The sequence below is a fragment of the Vreelandella sp. F11 genome (genome assembly GCF_042466685.1).
GTDB lineage: Bacteria > Pseudomonadota > Gammaproteobacteria > Pseudomonadales > Halomonadaceae > Vreelandella.
In genome coordinates, this window is sequence record NZ_CP170448.1 from 599,364 (window position 1) to 616,809 (window position 17,446).

The 17,446-nt window shown below is 56.8% G+C and carries 13 protein-coding genes; 6 read left to right on the forward strand and 7 right to left on the reverse strand.

All coding sequences use genetic code 11. The annotated features are described in order from the left end of the window. Positions 1–171: 171 nt before the first annotated feature. The 6 genes from ACFIOZ_RS02775 to ACFIOZ_RS02800 form a co-directional block, all read right to left on the reverse strand. Positions 172–3,018, reverse strand: a complete 2,847-nt coding sequence (locus ACFIOZ_RS02775; protein ID WP_386082102.1) for a valine--tRNA ligase — start codon at positions 3,016–3,018, stop codon at positions 172–174. Between the two features lie 95 nt (positions 3,019–3,113). Further along, positions 3,114–4,316, reverse strand: a complete 1,203-nt coding sequence (locus ACFIOZ_RS02780; protein WP_386082104.1) for an MFS transporter — start codon at positions 4,314–4,316, stop codon at positions 3,114–3,116. Positions 4,317–4,416: 100 nt separating this feature from the next. After that, positions 4,417–5,880 carry a Fic family protein gene (locus ACFIOZ_RS02785; protein ID WP_386082106.1) on the reverse strand — a complete coding sequence of 488 codons (1,464 nt, stop codon included), beginning with the start codon at positions 5,878–5,880 and terminating at the stop codon, positions 4,417–4,419. A gap of 79 nt (positions 5,881–5,959) precedes the next feature. Next, positions 5,960–6,391, reverse strand: coding sequence for a DNA polymerase III subunit chi (locus ACFIOZ_RS02790; protein ID WP_386082108.1), 432 nt, complete (start codon positions 6,389–6,391; stop codon positions 5,960–5,962). Positions 6,392–6,491: 100 nt separating this feature from the next. Next, positions 6,492–7,589: a branched-chain amino acid aminotransferase gene (locus tag ACFIOZ_RS02795; protein WP_386082109.1), complete on the reverse strand. Its 1,098-nt coding sequence runs from the start codon at positions 7,587–7,589 to the stop codon at positions 6,492–6,494. A gap of 166 nt (positions 7,590–7,755) precedes the next feature. Continuing rightward, positions 7,756–9,276 carry a leucyl aminopeptidase gene (locus ACFIOZ_RS02800; protein ID WP_386082111.1) on the reverse strand — a complete coding sequence of 507 codons (1,521 nt, stop codon included), beginning with the start codon at positions 9,274–9,276 and terminating at the stop codon, positions 7,756–7,758. Between the two features lie 146 nt (positions 9,277–9,422). Here ACFIOZ_RS02800 and lptF point away from each other — a divergent pair, with 146 nt between their 5' ends. From lptF to ACFIOZ_RS02830, 6 genes are all read left to right on the forward strand, one after another. Then, positions 9,423–10,502, forward strand: a complete 1,080-nt coding sequence (gene lptF, locus ACFIOZ_RS02805) for an LPS export ABC transporter permease LptF (protein WP_386082113.1) — start codon at positions 9,423–9,425, stop codon at positions 10,500–10,502. Then, positions 10,502–11,566: an LPS export ABC transporter permease LptG gene (gene lptG / locus ACFIOZ_RS02810; RefSeq protein WP_386082115.1), complete on the forward strand. Its 1,065-nt coding sequence runs from the start codon at positions 10,502–10,504 to the stop codon at positions 11,564–11,566. The genes lptF and lptG overlap by 1 nt, the downstream gene beginning before the upstream one ends. Before the next feature lie 68 nt (positions 11,567–11,634). Then, complete coding sequence (locus ACFIOZ_RS02815) at positions 11,635–12,111, forward strand: RDD family protein (protein ID WP_386082116.1); 477 nt, start codon at positions 11,635–11,637, stop codon at positions 12,109–12,111. Between the two features lie 168 nt (positions 12,112–12,279). Beyond that, the gene (locus ACFIOZ_RS02820) at positions 12,280–12,486 is read left to right on the forward strand and encodes a (2Fe-2S)-binding protein (protein WP_386082118.1); all 207 of its coding nucleotides are present in this window, start codon (positions 12,280–12,282) and stop codon (positions 12,484–12,486) included. 191 nt (positions 12,487–12,677) lie between these two features. Beyond that, on the forward strand, positions 12,678–13,160 hold the full coding sequence (gene bfr / locus ACFIOZ_RS02825) for a bacterioferritin (protein WP_009288515.1): 483 nt from the start codon (positions 12,678–12,680) through the stop codon (positions 13,158–13,160). Between the two features lie 273 nt (positions 13,161–13,433). Continuing rightward, complete coding sequence (locus tag ACFIOZ_RS02830; protein ID WP_386082120.1) at positions 13,434–15,602, forward strand: esterase-like activity of phytase family protein; 2,169 nt, start codon at positions 13,434–13,436, stop codon at positions 15,600–15,602. 215 nt (positions 15,603–15,817) lie between these two features. Here ACFIOZ_RS02830 and ACFIOZ_RS02835 read toward each other — a convergent pair whose 3' ends face one another. After that, the gene (locus ACFIOZ_RS02835; RefSeq protein WP_386082122.1) at positions 15,818–17,284 is read right to left on the reverse strand and encodes a carbon starvation protein A; all 1,467 of its coding nucleotides are present in this window, start codon (positions 17,282–17,284) and stop codon (positions 15,818–15,820) included. Positions 17,285–17,446: the final 162 nt, after the last annotated feature.

Sequence of the window (17,446 nt, forward strand, 5' to 3'; positions counted from 1 at the left end):
CATCGTTTGACGTTTAAGCAGCCCAAAGCTTCTCGGGTTGCCGCTTCTCGCCATAGGCGAATCCTCTATGGCCCTCATCCTGGCCCACTTACTCATATTCGTCAGCGCCTCTAACTCAAGACGGCACCTATGAGGTGCCGTCTTGGGTTGAACTATTTTAACTAATCACTCTTACAAAGCCTCAATCTTCGCCTTCTGCTCTTCCAGCAGTTGCTTGGTGGCTTGGAATTCAGCCAGCTTGCCGCGCTCTTTATCCACCACGGAGACGGGGGCTTTAGCGATAAAGCCGTCGTTGCCGAGCTTCTTCTCGATGCCGCCGATGAGCTTGTCCTGCTTCTCGATCTCTTTGCTAAGACGGGCGATTTCAGCGTCCTTGTCGATCAGATCGGCCATCGGTACCAGCACTTCCATATCGCCCACCAACTGCGTTGCTGAGAGCGGGGCATCATCAGGGTTTTCAAGCCAGGTAACGCTCTCCAGCTTGGCGAGTTTAGACAGGAAGCGACGGTTGCTCTCGAGGCGCTCGGCGTCTTCGGGCTTGCCTTTGGTCAGCAGCACGTCGAGCGGTTTGCCAGGGGCGATGTTCATCTCGGCGCGGATATTACGCACGGCGATGATCACCCCTTTCAGCCATTCGATATCCAGGCTGGCCTGGTCGTCGATTTTGCTCTCATCGGTTTCCGGCCAGGACTGCAGCATGATCGTCGCGCCCTCACCCATATACACGCCTGCCAGCGGAGCAACACGCTGCCAAATCTCCTCAGAGATATACGGCATCATCGGGTGGGCGAGACGCAGAATAGTTTCCAGCACGCGTACCAATGTGCGACGGGTGCCCCGCTTGGCTTCTGCCGTGGCATTTTCGTCCCATAAAACAGGCTTGGAGAGCTCCAAGTACCAGTCACAATACTCGTTCCAAACGAACTCATACAGCGCCTGGGAGGCGTGGTCGAAGCGATACTCCTCCATCGCCTTGGTGACCTGGGCTTCGGTTTTCTGCAGTTGGGAGATAACCCAGCGGTCGGCCAGGGAGAGCTCTACGTCGCTGCCATCTGTACCGCAATCTTCGCCTTCGGCATTCATCAGCACGTAGCGTGAGGCGTTCCACAGTTTGTTACAGAAATTGCGGTAACCGTCCAGGCGGTTCATATCAAACTTGATATCGCGCCCGGTAGTGGCTTGGGAGAGGAAGGTAAAGCGCAGTGCATCGGTGCCGTGGGCTTCAATGCCGTCTTTAAATTCATCCTTGGTGGCTTTGGCAATCGCCTTGGCCTGTTTTGGCTGCATCATATTGCCGGTGCGCTTTTCGAGCAGTTCCTCCAGCGTGATGCCGTCAATCAGGTCGATGGGGTCGAGTACGTTGCCCTTGGATTTGGACATCTTCTGACCCTGACCGTCGCGCACCAAACCGTGCACGTAAACCGTCTTGAACGGCACCTGCTTGGTGAACTTCAGGGTCATCATGATCATCCGGGCGACCCAGAAGAAGATGATATCAAAACCGGTGACCAGCACACTGGTGGGGTGGAAGGTTTCCAACTCCGGCGTCTGCTCTGGCCAGCCGAGGGTGCCGAATGTCCACAGGCCCGAGCTAAACCAGGTATCCAGTACGTCTTCGTCCTGAGTAAGCAGCACCTCGGGGTCGATGGCATGCTTCTCCCGGGCTTCTTCTTCGCTGCGGGCGACGTAGACGTTGCCTTCGGGGTCATACCACGCTGGGATACGGTGACCCCACCAGAGCTGGCGTGAAATGCACCAGTCCTGCAGGTCGCGCATCCAGGCGAAGTACATATTCTCGTAGTTCTTGGGCACGAACTGGATATCGCCACTCTCCACCGCTTCAATAGCGGGCTTGGCGAGAGACTCCACCGCTACAAACCACTGGTCGGTGAGCAGCGGCTCGATCACGTCACCGGAGCGGTCGCCGTAGGGCAAGGTGTTGTTAACCGCTTCGACTTGCTCCAGCAGGCCCAGGGCATCCATATCGGCAACGATCTGCTTGCGCGCTTCAAAGCGATCAAGCCCCGCGTACTTAGCGGGCAGACTGGCATCTTCGTCCGGCTGGGGCTGGCCTTTAAGATCAAAAATTTCGGCCTGCTCAAGAATCGTCGCGTCTTTGGAGAAGACATTGATCAGCAGATGGTTCTGGCGCTTGCCGACTTCGTAGTCGTTGAAGTCATGGGCGGGAGTGATCTTCACACAGCCGGAGCCCTTTTCCATATCAGCGTGCTCGTCGGCGACCACCGGGATGCGGCGTCCCACCAACGGCAGCTCGATAAATTTGCCGACCAGGGAGGCATAGCGCTCGTCTTCGGGATTAACCGCTACACCGGTATCGCCCAGCAGGGTTTCCGGGCGGGTGGTGGCCACGACCAGGTAATCCTTGCCGTCAGTGGTTTTGACACCATCTGCGAGCGGGTAGCGGAAGTGCCAGAAGCTGCCCTGCTGCTCTTTGTTTTCCACTTCCAGATCGGAAATGGCGGTGTGCAGCGTCGGATCCCAGTTGACCAAACGCTTGCCACGATAGATCAGCTTCTCTTCGTGCAGACGCACAAACACTTCCTGAACCGCTTTGTAGAAGCCGTCGTCCATGGTGAAACGTTCGCGAGACCAGTCGACGCTGGCGCCCATGCGGCGTAGCTGGCGAGTAATATGGCCGCCGGATTCATGCTTCCACTCCCAGACCTTATCGATAAATGCGTCACGGCCGAGGTCATGGCGAGTTTTGCCCTCTTCAGCGGCGATTTTACGCTCTACCAGCATTTGGGTGGCGATACCGGCGTGGTCGGTGCCTACCTGCCACAGGGTGTTGTTACCCTGCATCCGCTTCCAGCGCGTCAGGGTATCCATAATGGTGTCCTGGAACGCGTGCCCCATATGCAAGCTGCCGGTCACATTGGGTGGTGGAATCATGATCGAAAAAGGCGTGCCCTGGCCGGTGGGGGCGAAACGGTTGTCGGCTTCCCAGCGCTCGTACCAGCGGGTTTCGATCTGTTCGGGTTGGTAGGTCTTTTCCATGGGGAGTTGGCTCACGGCTGGCGAGAAATGTGCAAAAGAGAAAAATGTATAGCGCAAGAGTATACCGCGTGAGCGGCGTGGCCGTCAGGTGCTACTCACCCTCGATTATTGATCGCTATGGTATGGGCAGAGAACCCGCGCATGGCGAGTAGTCCAAGAATAGGCCCAGGCAGCAGCCACCAGATCACCGCCAATGACTGGCTCGACCACAGCGCGGTGACCAGGGCGATGGAGGGGATGGTCAAGCCAAAGCCTATCGCGTTCATCATCGCCAGCGCCGCCCCTAGCCGCTCGGGCGGGGCGGTGGCGCTGGCCAGCGCAGAGAACTGCGCGGAATCGGCAATCACGCTAATGCCCCATACGCCGAGAAGTGCCAGCAGTAGCCAGGACGATAAACTGCCCAACAGGGGGTAAACCAGACATAGCGCACCAGAGGTTGCCAAGGCGGCACACGCGACTCGATCACTGCCAATATGACGACTCCATTTGCCTGCTAGCACGCAGCCGGGCAGCCCCAGCGCGATGACCGTAAAGCTTAGCCACGGCTGGGCGCCGTTGCTGGCACCCAACCGTTCCAGCTCACGGGCAACCAGAAACGGCACCAGCGCCCACAGCGCGTACAGCTCCCAGCAGTGGCCAAAATAGCCCAGCGCGGCGGCGCGAAAGCGCGGCTGCTTGAACGCGACTAACCCTGCCCAGGGGCGGCCGCTTTTGGCAGTGGCAGGCAAGTGCGGGCCAACGCCTAGCTTGAAAATCATTAGCGCCGCAACCAGCGCCAGCAGTGAAGCCAGCAGCAGTGGCCACTGCCAGGGTAAATGTAGCGTTAAACCGCGCAGCAGGTGCGGTGAGGCAATGCCCAGGGTCAGCATGCCCACCAGCCAACCCAGCGCGGCGCCTGCGTGGCTGGGCGTCCAGCTCACCACCAGCTTCATGCCCAGCGGATAGATACCCGCCAGGCAGAGCCCTGTGGCAAAGCGCGCCACAGCGGCGAGCGTCACGCTCTCGGCCAAGCCAATAAAAGCGGCATTGATCAGCGCACCGAGAACAGCCGATACCGCAAACAGGTGGCTGGCGCGCACGCGGTCGGCCAAACCCGTGGTGGCAATGGCTAGCGTTCCGCTAATAAACCCGGCCTGAACGGCGATGGTGAGCAGGCCCAAATCGCTTTCGCTAAGTCCCACGGCCTCCTGCAGCGCCAAGCCAACGCCATTAACGCTAAACCATAGCGAAGTGCCAAACAGTTGGGCGATGACAATAACGGCCAGAGGGGTGCGGGCTAAAAAAGCGTGGGACAGCATTGGCGCTCTCGTCCTTTGAGTTATTTTTTGTTAAAAGGCGATTGTTCCACCGCCTATTGGATCACTTCAGCGTTTGGCTAGGTTTCGGCAAAGGTGCTGATCAAGTCTTTGTTTTATTATTTTTTACCCACTGCTTACCGGCAGTCGTTAAGCGGTATTTCTGCAAGCGGCTATTGGGCTTATCCGGAATCGTCTGCTCAATCAAGCCTGCGTTCAGGGCCGGTCGCAAGTACGCGTTTCGGAAGTGAGGCAGATGTTTGAGACCCAAAATATCCTGTAGCTCTGCCCTTGTCATTTCGCCCTCCAAGGATTCAAGCAGGCGAGCTACTTCCGGGCTGACTTGGTCGGTGACTTGGTCGGTGACTTGGTCGGTGACTTGGTCGGTGACTGGTGGGGTAGCGCCCAGCCATTCTGCCTCCGGCCTCCAGACGATGACGCTGAATTGATTGCCCGAGGGATCATCCACCAAATCGGTTCGAGGCCATGCCTCAAGCGCTCGTGGAATACCACTGCCCATACCGCGATAGGGTAAGATATGGCTGGCATGTTCGGTGAGCGTAGGATTACGGCGGATGGTCTTACCCCGGCTAATATCCTCAGGGCTCAGGCTGTCCGGTAGGTGCCCAGGACTGACGATCTCCACGCGGTCGGCAAAGACCATCAAGCGGACGGAGGCGCTGGTGAAATAGTCCCAGTGGATCAGGGCATTGACCAGCAACTCTTCTAGCGCTGTTTCGGGAATTTCCAGCTCGCCCAGGGTGTTGAAACTCCGACCATGCTGTACATGGTGCAGGTTGCGTTTGATAAACGCGAAAGCGCCCCGAAACTGCTCCAGTAGCGAGCCCTTGATATCTTCGCTATCCAGGTAGCGAGTATCGTGCAGCGCTGTGCCGGGGAAGGCCACCGCCTTCACCTCAAAGGCGGGGCGCCAGCGCTGGGGGTTGCGACCAAACAGCATCATCCCCGTCAGATTCAGCTCCTGGCCATCGCCCAGGCCTAAGTTCTGCAGCAACTGCTCCCGTGTCAGACCGGTGAACTCGCTGCTCCCGCCGTAGCGGCGATTGAAGTAGCCAGTAAACGCCTTGTCATCGATATCCTGCACCGAGGTACCCGCTACTGGTACTACATCAGCGTAAACCAGCCCGGAGCGCTGGAACATGCGCTGCAGTTCTTCGCGGGAGGTCACATGCCGTTTGTCTGACCCCTGCTTGACCCAGATGCGACCTTGATTATCGAGATACGGTTTGGCCAACCCATCGGGCACTTCTATCACGACTACAATGCCCTGATTTGTCGGCACATTCTCGGTCAGTGGATGCACAGGTGGTCGCACATGCTGGGAAGCGGCGTTGCCAAGCAACTGGTTCAATCGCCGAACCGCCGCGCCATCCAGTCCTGCAATCGAGCCGTCATCATTGACGCCCAGAAACAACCAGCCACCGCCACTGTTGGCAAACGCGGCCAGCTCAGCGGCAAGGCTGTCCGCGTTGGTTGCGTCGCGTTTGAACTGGTGGCGGCTGTCTTCGCCGCATGCAACCATCTCAAGAAGTTCACTTGTCGTCATGGCTTACTTCGCTTCAGCTCGCGAGAGAGGTGTACATTTAAGCGTCCGGCTAAGCCCCTCCGCATTGGATGCATTGCGCTTACCCCAATTTATGCGGCACAACCTCATGGCCCATTTCTTTATAGCGCTGCCAGCAGGCGCGTTTGGCGACCAGCATTTGTTGGTGCTGGTTAATGATCTCGGCAATTCGCGCGTAGTTTTCTACGCCGTCGGGAATATCGGGGTGCAGGTTGAGTAGGGCGGTCTCTTCCGTGGGCACCGGTAACTGCTGCCAGCCTAGTGTGATGGGTACGCTGGCGGCCATTTCGCTATCTTCCAGGGCGTGGGGTAAATAGGCGTCCGGGCGGAAATTCCATAGCGCGTCGTCAGCTTGCTCGGCCAGGACTCTGTCTTCGCAGTGCAGATGCAGGCGGTAGCCTTTACGCCAGATGGTCTCGGCCAGTTTGCAGGCAAACTGCAAGCGCGCTTCCAGGGTGGTATCGGGCAGAATGTAGAAATCAATGCGCGCCATAACGGTTCCAGGTAAAACGATTGCAGATACGTCGATTACAAACAGCACCGCCGCATGAGTGCGGCGGTGCTGAAAAGATAAGCGTTGGTTTTAAAACCGCTTAAACCAGCTGGGTGAGCCAGCCGTACTTATCTTCGCTGCGGCCGTACTGCAGGTCGAGCAGCTTGGTACGAATGCGCATGGCGATCTCATTGTTGCCACTGGCGGCTAGCTTGATACGCTCATTTTCGGAAACCAGTTCGCCCACCGGGGTGATCACTGCGGCGGTACCGCAGGCAAACACCTCGGTGATCTCGCCGGAGGCCGCACCTTCACGCCACTCGTCAATGCTGATCGGGCGCTCTTCAGGCGTTAGGCCTTCATCTTTGGCCAGGGTGAGTACCGAGTTGCGGGTCACACCTTCCAGAATAGTGTCGGTCAGGCGCGGGGTGACCAAGCGGCCATCTTTGAAGACGAAGAACAGGTTCATGCCGCCCAGCTCTTCCACCCACTTGTTTTCAGCGGCATCCAGGAACGCGACCTGACCACACTGGTGGGCTTCGGCCTCTTTCTGCGCGGCCAATGAAGCGGCGTAGTTGCCGCCACACTTGGCAAAGCCGGTGCCGCCGGGGGCCGCACGCTTGTAGTTAGACGAGAGCCAGATCGATACCGGGGCAATGCCGCCTTTAAAGTACGCCGCCGCGGGGGAAGCGATCACGTAGTAGTCGACTTCGTGGGCGGGGCGAACGCCCAAGAAGGCTTCTGAAGCGATCATAAACGGGCGCAGATAGAGGCTGCACTCATCAGAAGCGCTGGTGGGTGTCGGCACCCAGGCTTGGTCTTGTGCTAGCAGCGCTTTTAGCGAGCCGATAAAGTCTTCGTCGGATAGCTCAGGCAGTGCCAAACGACGGGCACTGCGGCGGAAGCGCTCGGCGTTTTTCTCCGGGCGGAACGTCCAGATTGAACCGTCGGCGTGACGATAAGCTTTGATGCCCTCAAAAATCTCCTGGCCGTAATGCAGCACAGAAGCAGCCGGGTCGAGGGTTAGCGGGCCGTAGGGACGCACCTGATGGCCGTGCCAGTCGGCGTCTACGGTCCAGCGCACATGGGCCATGTGATCGGTAAAGTGTTTGCCAAAGCCGGGGTTTTTGAGAATGCTGTCACGGATCTCATCGGCTATCGGCTGGTTGGATGGCAAAATCTCAAAGTTAGTGGGCACGGCATGTTCTCTCTACTTGATCCAAGCCCTGAAGGGCAAATATAGGCGTCGTAATGTAAGCGTTAAAGTGGGCGTAGCGTGTGCCTTGAGATAAGGCACACGCTAATGTGTTTAGGTGTAACGGTTGCGTCAAATAAAGGCAACCGTTGATTGCCTGATTGTGTTGTTAGACGTCGCTATTTTCTACTTGGGCGTCTGCTTCACGGTCAAGCAGATACTGGGTTAACAGCCCAACGGGGCGTCCGGTAGCGCCTTTTTGCTTGCCGGAGTGCCAGGCGGTGCCGGCGATATCCAGGTGCGCCCAGGGGAAGTGGTCGGCAAAGCGGGATAAGAAACAGGCGGCGGTGATAGTACCTGCCGGGCGGCCGCCAATATTGGCCAGATCGGCAAAGTTGGATTCCAACTGCTCCTGGTACTCATCCCATAGCGGCAGGTGCCAAGCGCGATCCCAAGCCCCTTCACCTGCGTCTAATAGATCAAGCGCTAGGTCATCGTCGTTAGAGAGCAGGCCGGTGGCGTGGTGGCCCAGGCCGACAATGACTGCGCCGGTGAGGGTGGCAATATCGACGACGCTGGCTGGGGTAAAGCGCTCGGCGTAGGTCAACGCATCACACAGCACCAGGCGGCCCTCTGCGTCGGTATTCAGCACTTCGACGGTGAGGCCTTTCAGGGTTTTGATGATATCGCCGGGCTTGGTGGCGTGGCCGTCGGGCATGTTTTCCGCCGCGGCGACGATAAATACCAGGTTGAGTTTGGGTTTGATCGCCAGTAAGGCTTTAACGGTGCCGAAGACGCTGGCCGCGCCGCACATGTCGAACTTCATTTCGTCCATGCCTTCGCCGGGCTTGAGCGAAATACCGCCGGTATCGAAGGTAATGCCTTTGCCGACCAGCACATGGGGCGCTTCGTCGGCGTTTTCGGCGCCCTGGTACTTCATTACGATCAGGCGTGTCGGCTCGTTGCTGCCGCGGCCTACGGATAGTAGCGAGCCTGCGCCCAGGGCTTCCAGTGCTTCTTCATCAAGAATATCAACCTCTAACGCGCCTGCTGAGTCGCGCCCCAACTGCTGCGCCTGCTCGGCTAAGTAGCGGGGGGTGCAGATATTGGCGGGCAGGTTACCCAGGGTGCGGGTGTAGTTAACTCCCTGACCAATGGCGTTGCCCACTAATGCGCCTTGCTTGACCTGCGGAACCGCGTCAGCATCGCTGATAATTAATGTCAGCTTGGTAAGGCTGGGCGCTGGCGCAGGTGACGATTTGAACTGATCGAAGCGATAAATAGCTCGCTCAACGGCTTCCATCACCTTGCGCGCTTTCCAGGCCGCGTCGCGATCGGCCAATGGGATATCACCAAACACCACGCTGGCTTCGTCGATCGGCAGTTTCACCAACGCGGTCATGGCCGCATCCAGCGCCTTGATGAAGGCCGCTTCCTGACATTTTTCGCGCTCACCCAAGCCCACCAGTAAGATACGTTCGGCGCCCAGGCCCGGTGCAAAGGGTACCATTTGCACGTTGCCCAGCGCGGCGTCAAAGTCGCCGCGTTCCAGCAACTGACCGATTAGGCGTTCACTGGCGTCGTCCAGTTTGGCGACAGTGGGCAGTAGGTCGCCCCCTTTAAAAACCGGCACCAGCAGACAAGGTGTTTCAGCTTTGGCTGGGTTTGCGGTCTGAACGGAAAATTCCATGACGGCTCCAACAAGACAAGCATCGAGGGATTCGGGATAATGCCCCGTTGCTTTTGATTTTGAAAAGGGACTGTGAACAGTTTGATTAGTGTACCCAAGCCATCCGCTTATTGCATGGCATCCTGCACGTCTAGCCGGAGAGCGCGTTGATTTTATTTCGGTATCTAACTCGCGAAGTGTTACTCACCATGTCAGCGGTTGCTGGCATTCTGCTGCTGGTGATCATGGGGAGCCGCTTTATCCGCTATTTTTCGGACGCAGCGGAAGGCGATATCCCTGTCACCATGTTGGGCAGCCTGATGATGTTTCACCTGCCTGGCTTTATGGAACTGATCCTACCGCTGTCGTTTTTTCTGGGCATCCTGCTCGCTTACGGGCAGCTCTATATGAACAGTGAGATCACCGTAATGGTTGCTTGCGGGATGAGCCCCACCCGGCTGCTGAAAGTGACCCTGCTGCCCGCCAGCGTGGTGGCCGTGCTGGTAGGCATCTGCAGCCTGTGGTTGACGCCTTTGGGGGCGCTGCAAACCGAAACTGCGCTGGAAGAGCAGCGCAGTCGTCTGGATGTTTCGGTACTGGCCCCAGGGCGCTTTCAAGAGTTCGGCGGTGGCCGTACCGCCTATATAGGCAGCTTCTCCAGCGATGGCAGGGAAATGCAGGACGTGCTGGTACACGAACAGAACCAGCCCGGCGACGAAGGTACCCACGACTATGTGACCCGCGCGGCATCGGGTTATCAAGAAACCCGGCTCGAAACCGGCAGCCGTTTTCTGGTGCTGGATGATGGCGAACGTTATGGGGTGACGCCAGGCCAACAGAACGCCGAACGCCTTACCTTTGAGCGCTATACGTTGCGACTGGGGCTGAATCGCGATCGGCAGGAACTCGACTCCTTGGAGTATGCCACCACTCCTGCACTATGGAGCGACCCCAACCCCCGTGCCCAGGCTCAATGGCAGTGGCGTGCGGGTCTGCCATTAATGGTGTTTGTGCTGGCCTTGATGGCGCAGCCGCTCTCCCGGGTTAATCCACGCCAGGGGCGCTTTGGCAAATTGCTCCCCGCCGTCTTTTTATACGTCGCCTATCTCAGCCTGCTGCTGGCAGTGGTCGATGCCATTGGCAGCGGTACCTGGCCGACTACGTTGGGTGTGTGGCCGGTACACGGACTGTTCTTAGGATTGGGCCTGCTAATGCTGTGGCGCTCGCAACGTAAGGGGATGCGCTGATGGTGCTTGATCGTCTTGATCGTTACATTGCCCGCAACGTACTGGCGGCCATTGTCGTCGTTCAGTGTGTGCTGCTGGGGCTGGATATTACCATCGCCTATATCGATGATTTAGGCGATGTTCAGGCGGGCTATACCGCCTTTGATGCGCTCCTTTATCTGCTAATGCGCACGCCTTGGCGTTTCTATCAGTACGCACCGGTGGCGGTGTTGATCGGTGCACTCATTGGCTTGGGCAGCATGGCCTCTAGCAATGAGCTCACCGTTATGCGCGGCGCTGGCCGCTCCCTGGCACGCATAGTGTGGGGCGTGATGAAGCCAGTGCTGGTGGTCGTTGTTGTGGTACTGCTGGTCGCTGAGTATGTCAGCCCGCGCACCGAGCAGTATGCCGAGGCGTGGCGATTGGAAAAGCTTCAGGGCGAAGGCGCTATGCTGACCAGTCGCAGCGGCTGGCAGATCGAGGGTGACAGCGTCTACCGTTTCGGGGCGATTCGTGCCGATGATGTGGTGCTCGATTTAACCCGCTATCGCTTTGATGACCGCCAGCTTGTCGAAGCCACCTACGCCCAGCGAGCACGTTGGGAAGGCGATGCCTGGCGGCTGGAGAATGTGGCGACCACACGTATTTATGCCGACCACACCGAGTCCGAACAGACGGCAAGCATGGGCTGGGAAACGTCCTTTACCCCCACCCAGTTAGAGCGGCTGCTGCGCGATATCGAGAGTCAGGCACCCAGCGAACTGTGGGCCTATGCCCAGTTCCTTGAAGCGCAAAACCTGCAGAATGACCAGGCGCTGCTCTATTTTTGGCAGAAGATGCTGATGCCGCTCACTATGGGTTCACTGGTATTGATTGCCGCTTCTTTCGTGTTTGGCCCGCTGCGCACGGTGGCAGCAGGCACCCGGGTGTTTTATGGCGTTGTCACCGGGCTGAGCTTTAAGTACGTTCAAGATCTGCTAGCACCCGCCTCGACGATTTTTGGCTTCTCGCCCGTCTGGGCGGTGCTGGTGCCGACACTGGCGTGCGCGGGGGTCGGGATCTACTTTCTACGTCGCAACGGTTAATGCCGCATCGGCAGCGCTGCTACTTATCGCTTAAAAACCGCTAAAAACCAGCCAGGAGCTGAGCAAGAATGAGGGAAACACGACGCTTTACTCAGTTGGACAGCGTATGGCCAGCGGGCCTAGGTCGCCGTTTAGGCGCCATGCTGTACGATGGCTTTTTGGTCACCGCGATTTGGATCGCGGTGACGGTCGTTCATATGCTGTTTTTCCGCTATGTGCTGGGTCAGCAGCCCGAAGAGATTGGCACCACGGCCAGTGATATTTGGAGCCTGCGCCTTATGCTGGTGTTTTTTGTCACGCTGTTTTTTGTTTTTTCCTGGTCGCGCGGGGGGATGACCTTGGGTATGCAGGCGTGGCGGCTGAGGGTGCAAACGGCAGAAGGCCGTTCGCTGAATCTGAAGCAGTGTCTAATCCGCTGCGCGGTGGCGTGGCTCTCACTACTGGCATTTGGTTTGGGCTACTTATGGGTGCTGTTTGATCAACAGCGGCGTAGCTGGCCGGATATTGCTTCCAACACGCAAACGGTGGTTTTGCCGAAAAAATAATTGCATCGGGCATCGGCCATTTTTTTGGAAAAAGCGTCGCTTCGACAATATCTTATCGCGCTCCCTATATTTTCTAAGACGAATGGCTAGCAAAAAGCAGTAATTTCTACTTGATAAGATGTATGCGAATCATTTACATTCATCTCATGATTTCCATGAGGTGTCGCCATGTACGTTTGCGTGTGCAAGGGAGTAACCGACCATCAGATTCGCCAGCACGTTAGCGACGGAGCGCGCAGCTGGCGAGAAGTACGCGAGGCAACCGGCTGCGCAACGCAGTGTGGTAAGTGCGCGTGCTACGCTAAAACGATTACCCGCGATGCCGTTCAGGAAGCGCGTCAGGAAGCCAATATGGGGCTCGCTTACGCCGTGTGACGCGAATCACTATTGTTAGGGTTATCTTTAGCAAATAACTGATTTACTTGAACTTTTAATCATCTTATCTATACTCTCAGAAACGCTGGGGGTATAGCTATGTGCGTCTATACTCTTCTCCAAACGTAACTGCTTGATCGTATTGTCTAAACTAGATTAAACATCAGCATTACAGTAGAAAAGGTGACGTTATGAAAGGTGATACGAAAGTTATTGAGCATCTTAATAAGGCGCTCGGCAACGAACTGGTTGCGATCAATCAGTACTTTTTGCACGCCAAAATGTATAAAGATTGGGGTCTTAAAGCCCTCGCCAAATGGGAATACGATGAGTCCATCGAAGAGATGCAGCACGCTGACAAGATCATCGAGCGCATCCTGTTCCTTGAAGGCATCCCTAATCTGCAGGATCTGGGCAAGCTGCACATCGGTGAAAACGTCAAAGAGATGCTCGAAAGCGATCTAAAAATCGAGCACGATGGCCGCAACGACTACATCGAAGCGATCACCTATTGCGAGAGCGTTAAAGACTACGTTACCCGCGATATGCTGCGTGACCTGCTCGCCGACGAAGAAGATCATATCGACCACATCGAGACGGAACTTGGTTTGATCGACAAGGTGGGCATCCAGAACTATATGCAGCGCCAAATGCAGATGGCAGGCGACGAGTAAGTCACTTGCTGTTGCTCGCTTAATAAAAGCTAGCCACCCACACTAGATAGTAAGAAGCCAGTCAGTACTCACTGACTGGCTTTTTTTATTCTCAGACATTCCAATCCTCAAAGCGCTTTCGGCTTCCCAGCTCTACCCCCTCTTTCTGTGAAGACCTGAGTTCGAATGTCATAAGCCTGACACGGTCATGCTGTTTGATAGTCCAGTTGATGCTGCACGTTTAATAACTTAACCAGATGTTTCTTCGGCTTAGGCAAGGACTCAACCCTCATCATGACATTGACACGTACACCCTCACTGTTGGCGCTCGCTATTACGCTGGCTGCTTCACATTCGGTCAGCGCGGCGGATAAGCACTTCAACCGCATTGCCAGCTTCGCTATCCCCAGTAACATGACGGAAGGCGAAGATCGTAGCCGGGAAACCTCGGCGGAAATTATCGCTGCCTCAGGCGATGGTATGACGCTGGTTTACTCGGACAGCCCGCTGGGCGTGATCGGGCGCATCGATATTAGCGACCCTGCTAATCCGCAGCCGCTGGGCAATATTGATGTCGGTGGCGAGCCCACCGCAGTGACGGTGCTCGGCAATATTGTCTATGCCGGGGTGAATACCTCGGTCTCTTACAGCGAGCCTTCCGGGCAACTGCTCACCATCGATATCGATAGCGGTGAAATACTGGCCTCCTGCCCCTTGAATGGTCAGCCCGACAGTGTGGCCGCCGCATCAGCGCCCGAGGGGCGTTTCGTTGCCGTCGCTATTGAGAACGAACGCGATGAGGACGCTGGCGACGGTCGAGTGCCGCAGATGCCCGGCGGGTCTGTTGCCCTGGTGGAGATCAACGATGCAGGGGAGGTTAACTGTAACAGCCTACTCTATGCCGATGTGACCGGGCTTGCCGAGATCGCCCCCGAGGATCCTGAGCCGGAGTTTGTTGATATTAATGCCTTAGGTGAGATTGCGGTCACCCTGCAAGAGAATAACCACCTGACGGTGATCGACCATACTGGCAAAGTGGTGTCGCACTTCAGCGCCGGGTCGGTGGATCTGGACGGGATTGATGCCAGCGATGATGGTGCGCTGATCTTTAATGAGCAGCAGGCTCAGCGCTTGCGTGAGCCGGATGCGCTGCAGTGGATTGATAGCGACCACTTTGCCATTGCCAATGAGGGCGATATGGATGGCGGCTCCCGAGGCTGGAGTATCTTCCATAAAAGCGGCCGCTTAGTGTATGAGTCTGGGGCGGATTTCGAGCACGCCGTGATTGAGGTTGGCCACTACCCCGATAAGCGCTCGGATGCCAAGGGCAGCGAGCCGGAAGGGATGGAGTTTGCGGTGTTCGATGGCACACCCTATGTATTCTTGCTCTCTGAGCGGGGTTCGCTGGTGGGTGTTTACGACGTTAGCAATCCTGCCGAGCCGCAGCTCACCCAGCTACTTCCCTCGGGGCTTTCCCCGGAAGGCGCGGTGGCGATTCCTAGCCGCGGCCTGCTGGCTACCGCCAACGAGACGGATCTGGGTGAAGAGGGCGGCCCGCGCTCCCATGTCATGATCTACCAGTATCAAGACTCGCCAGCGGTCTACCCCACGCTCACCTCGGCGGGCAGCGACGAGCTGATCGGCTGGGGGGCGCTCTCTGGCATGGTCGCCGCTGATGGCGTGCTCTATGCGGTCAACGACAGCTTCTACAGCGCTCAGCCGCGGATTTTTACCATTGATCCTTCCACATCGCCCGCGCGGATTACCGCTGCGTTGGATGTGACCCGTGATGGTGAGCCTGCGCTGGGGCTTGATATGGAAGGTATTACCACCGATGGCGAGGGGGGCTTCTGGATCGCTTCCGAAGGCAATGACAAAGGGCTTGCCAACACCCTCTATCATGTTGGTGCTGACGGTGAGATTGATCAGGGTATTGCGCTACCCGAGGTGCTTGCCCAGCAGGCCCTCAAGTGGGGATTGGAGGGCGTTACCCGGATCGATCGTCAGCTCTGGTTGGCGGTACAGCGACCTTGGCAGAATGACCCTAAAGGGTTGGCGAAACTGTTGCGCTACGATCTCGACAGCGGCGAGTGGGGCGCTGTCCACTACCCGCTGGAGCGTGTCGATGAAGGGTGGGTCGGCCTGTCTGAGATTACCGCGTACCAAGGCAACCTCTATCTGATCGAGCGCGACAACCACATCGGCGCAGATGCTCAAATTAAGCAAGTGACCCGGGTCGCTTTGGACGGCCTGGTGCCAGCGCCACTAGGCGGTGAGCTACCGGTGGCTGAGAAACACCTCGTGCGTGATCTGATTCCCGATCTGGCCAGCTACAATGGTTTTGTAGTGGACAAGATCGAAGGGATGGCCATCAATGAGCAGGGCCATGCTTGGCTGGTCAGCGACAACGATGGTGTCGATGATAGTTCCGGCGAGACCTACTTCTGGTCGATACCGCTGTAGTAGTTACTTGCCTGAATTAATCTATACCGCAGCAGCATGGAAGCAATACACACATGAGGAGTAGGAGAGTAAAGGTAGGATAAAAGATTGGAGAAAAATCGAGGGCACGCATCAAGCACGATTATGTGGCTGATGTGTGCCCTTTTTTTATGACGTGGCTCTTGTGTGAATAGCGTCCTGTGACGATAGTGGCGGTAACGTTATGGAGCGTTTAATTATTTAGCTGCAATCGCCTCACCGTTGTCTCCAAACTGGCTCGGTACCGGCTCATCAACGGCAAAGGTCGCCCGGCTTAGGCGGCGTACACGCTTCATAAACAGTGCAATGCAGATCAGTGTGCCCAGTGCCGCCACCACATAGCTTAGCTGGAGTGGCAGACCAAAACCGATCGGCGCATAGGCTAAGTAGGTGAACGTGGCCATGGTCATAAAGGTGGCCGGGATCGAGGTAATCCAGTGAGGCTTGCGCGACAGCACCAGGTACATGGTACCTACCCACAGCGCAATCACGGCGGTGGTTTGGTTCGCCCAGGAGAAGTAGCGCCACAGCAGCGTGAAGTCCATATGCGTTAAGGCGTAGGAGACCACAAACAGCGGCAGGGCAACCATGACACGCTTCACAATCGGCTTTTGATCGATCTTGATGTAGTCGGCAATGATCATCCGTGCGCTACGAAAAGCGGTATCGCCCGAGGTGATCGGCAGCACGATAACGCCGAGTACCGCCAGGGTGCCACCGATCGCGCCGAGCATGGTGGTCGACACTTCGCTGACCACCGCGGCAGGGCCACCAGCAGCCAATACATCAGAGAGTGACTGGTCGCCGTAGAACAGGCTCATGGCGGCAGCCGCCCAGATCATCGCGATAATACCTTCGGTGATCATCATGCCGTAGAAGATTTTGCGCCCGTTGGTTTCGTTTTGCGTGGTGCGCGAAATAATGGGGGTTTGAGTGGCATGGAAGCCGGAAAGTGCGCCACAGGAGATGGTTAAAAACAGCAGCGGGAAGATCGGCGCGGCGTCGGGGTGCATGTTCTGGAACGAGAGCTCGGGAATCGGAGCGCCGGTGACAACCAGACCAATACCGATACCTGCAGCGCTGAACAGCAGCAGAGCACCAAAGTAGGGGTAGATACGGCCGATCACCTTATCAATCGGCAGCAGCGTGGCGATCAGGTAGTAAATAAAGATGGCGACAACGATCAGCGTCAGCGACAGCGAGGTCATATTGGCCAGCAGCGCTGCGGGGGAGGTCACAAAGACCGTACCCACCAGCAGAAGCAGCAGAATCGCGAAGCCATTGACGACGTGCTTCATCGCTTTACCCAGGAACTTGCCGGCCAGCTGCGGTAAATGGGCGCCGTGGTTCCGGATCGAGATCATGCCGGTCAGGTAATCATGCACGGCGCCAGCAAAGATGCAGCCAATTACAATCCACACAAAGGCCACAGGGCCATACAGCGCGCCGAGGATCGGGCCAAAAATAGGGCCAACGCCGGCAATGTTTAATAACTGGATAAGCGAGTTGCGCGTCGTGTTCATCGGCACATAGTCGATGTTATCGCGCATGCTGAAGGCGGGCGTCTGGCGTTTACGGTTAGTCACAAACACGCGTTCAACGAACTTCCCATAGGTAAAGTAGCCCGCTATTAGCAGCAGGATCGATACAATAAAGGTGATCATCTAAGGTACCTAGAGCAGTAAGGGGATGGGCTAGCATGCTAATGAGCACACAAGCAGGCACTTCTTTAGCAGGGCTGAATTTACAGATAAGTGCTATAAAATCACAGTTAGACTTTAGTGGGCCGAAAACAAAAACGGACAGCCAGGGCTGCCCGTTTTCTC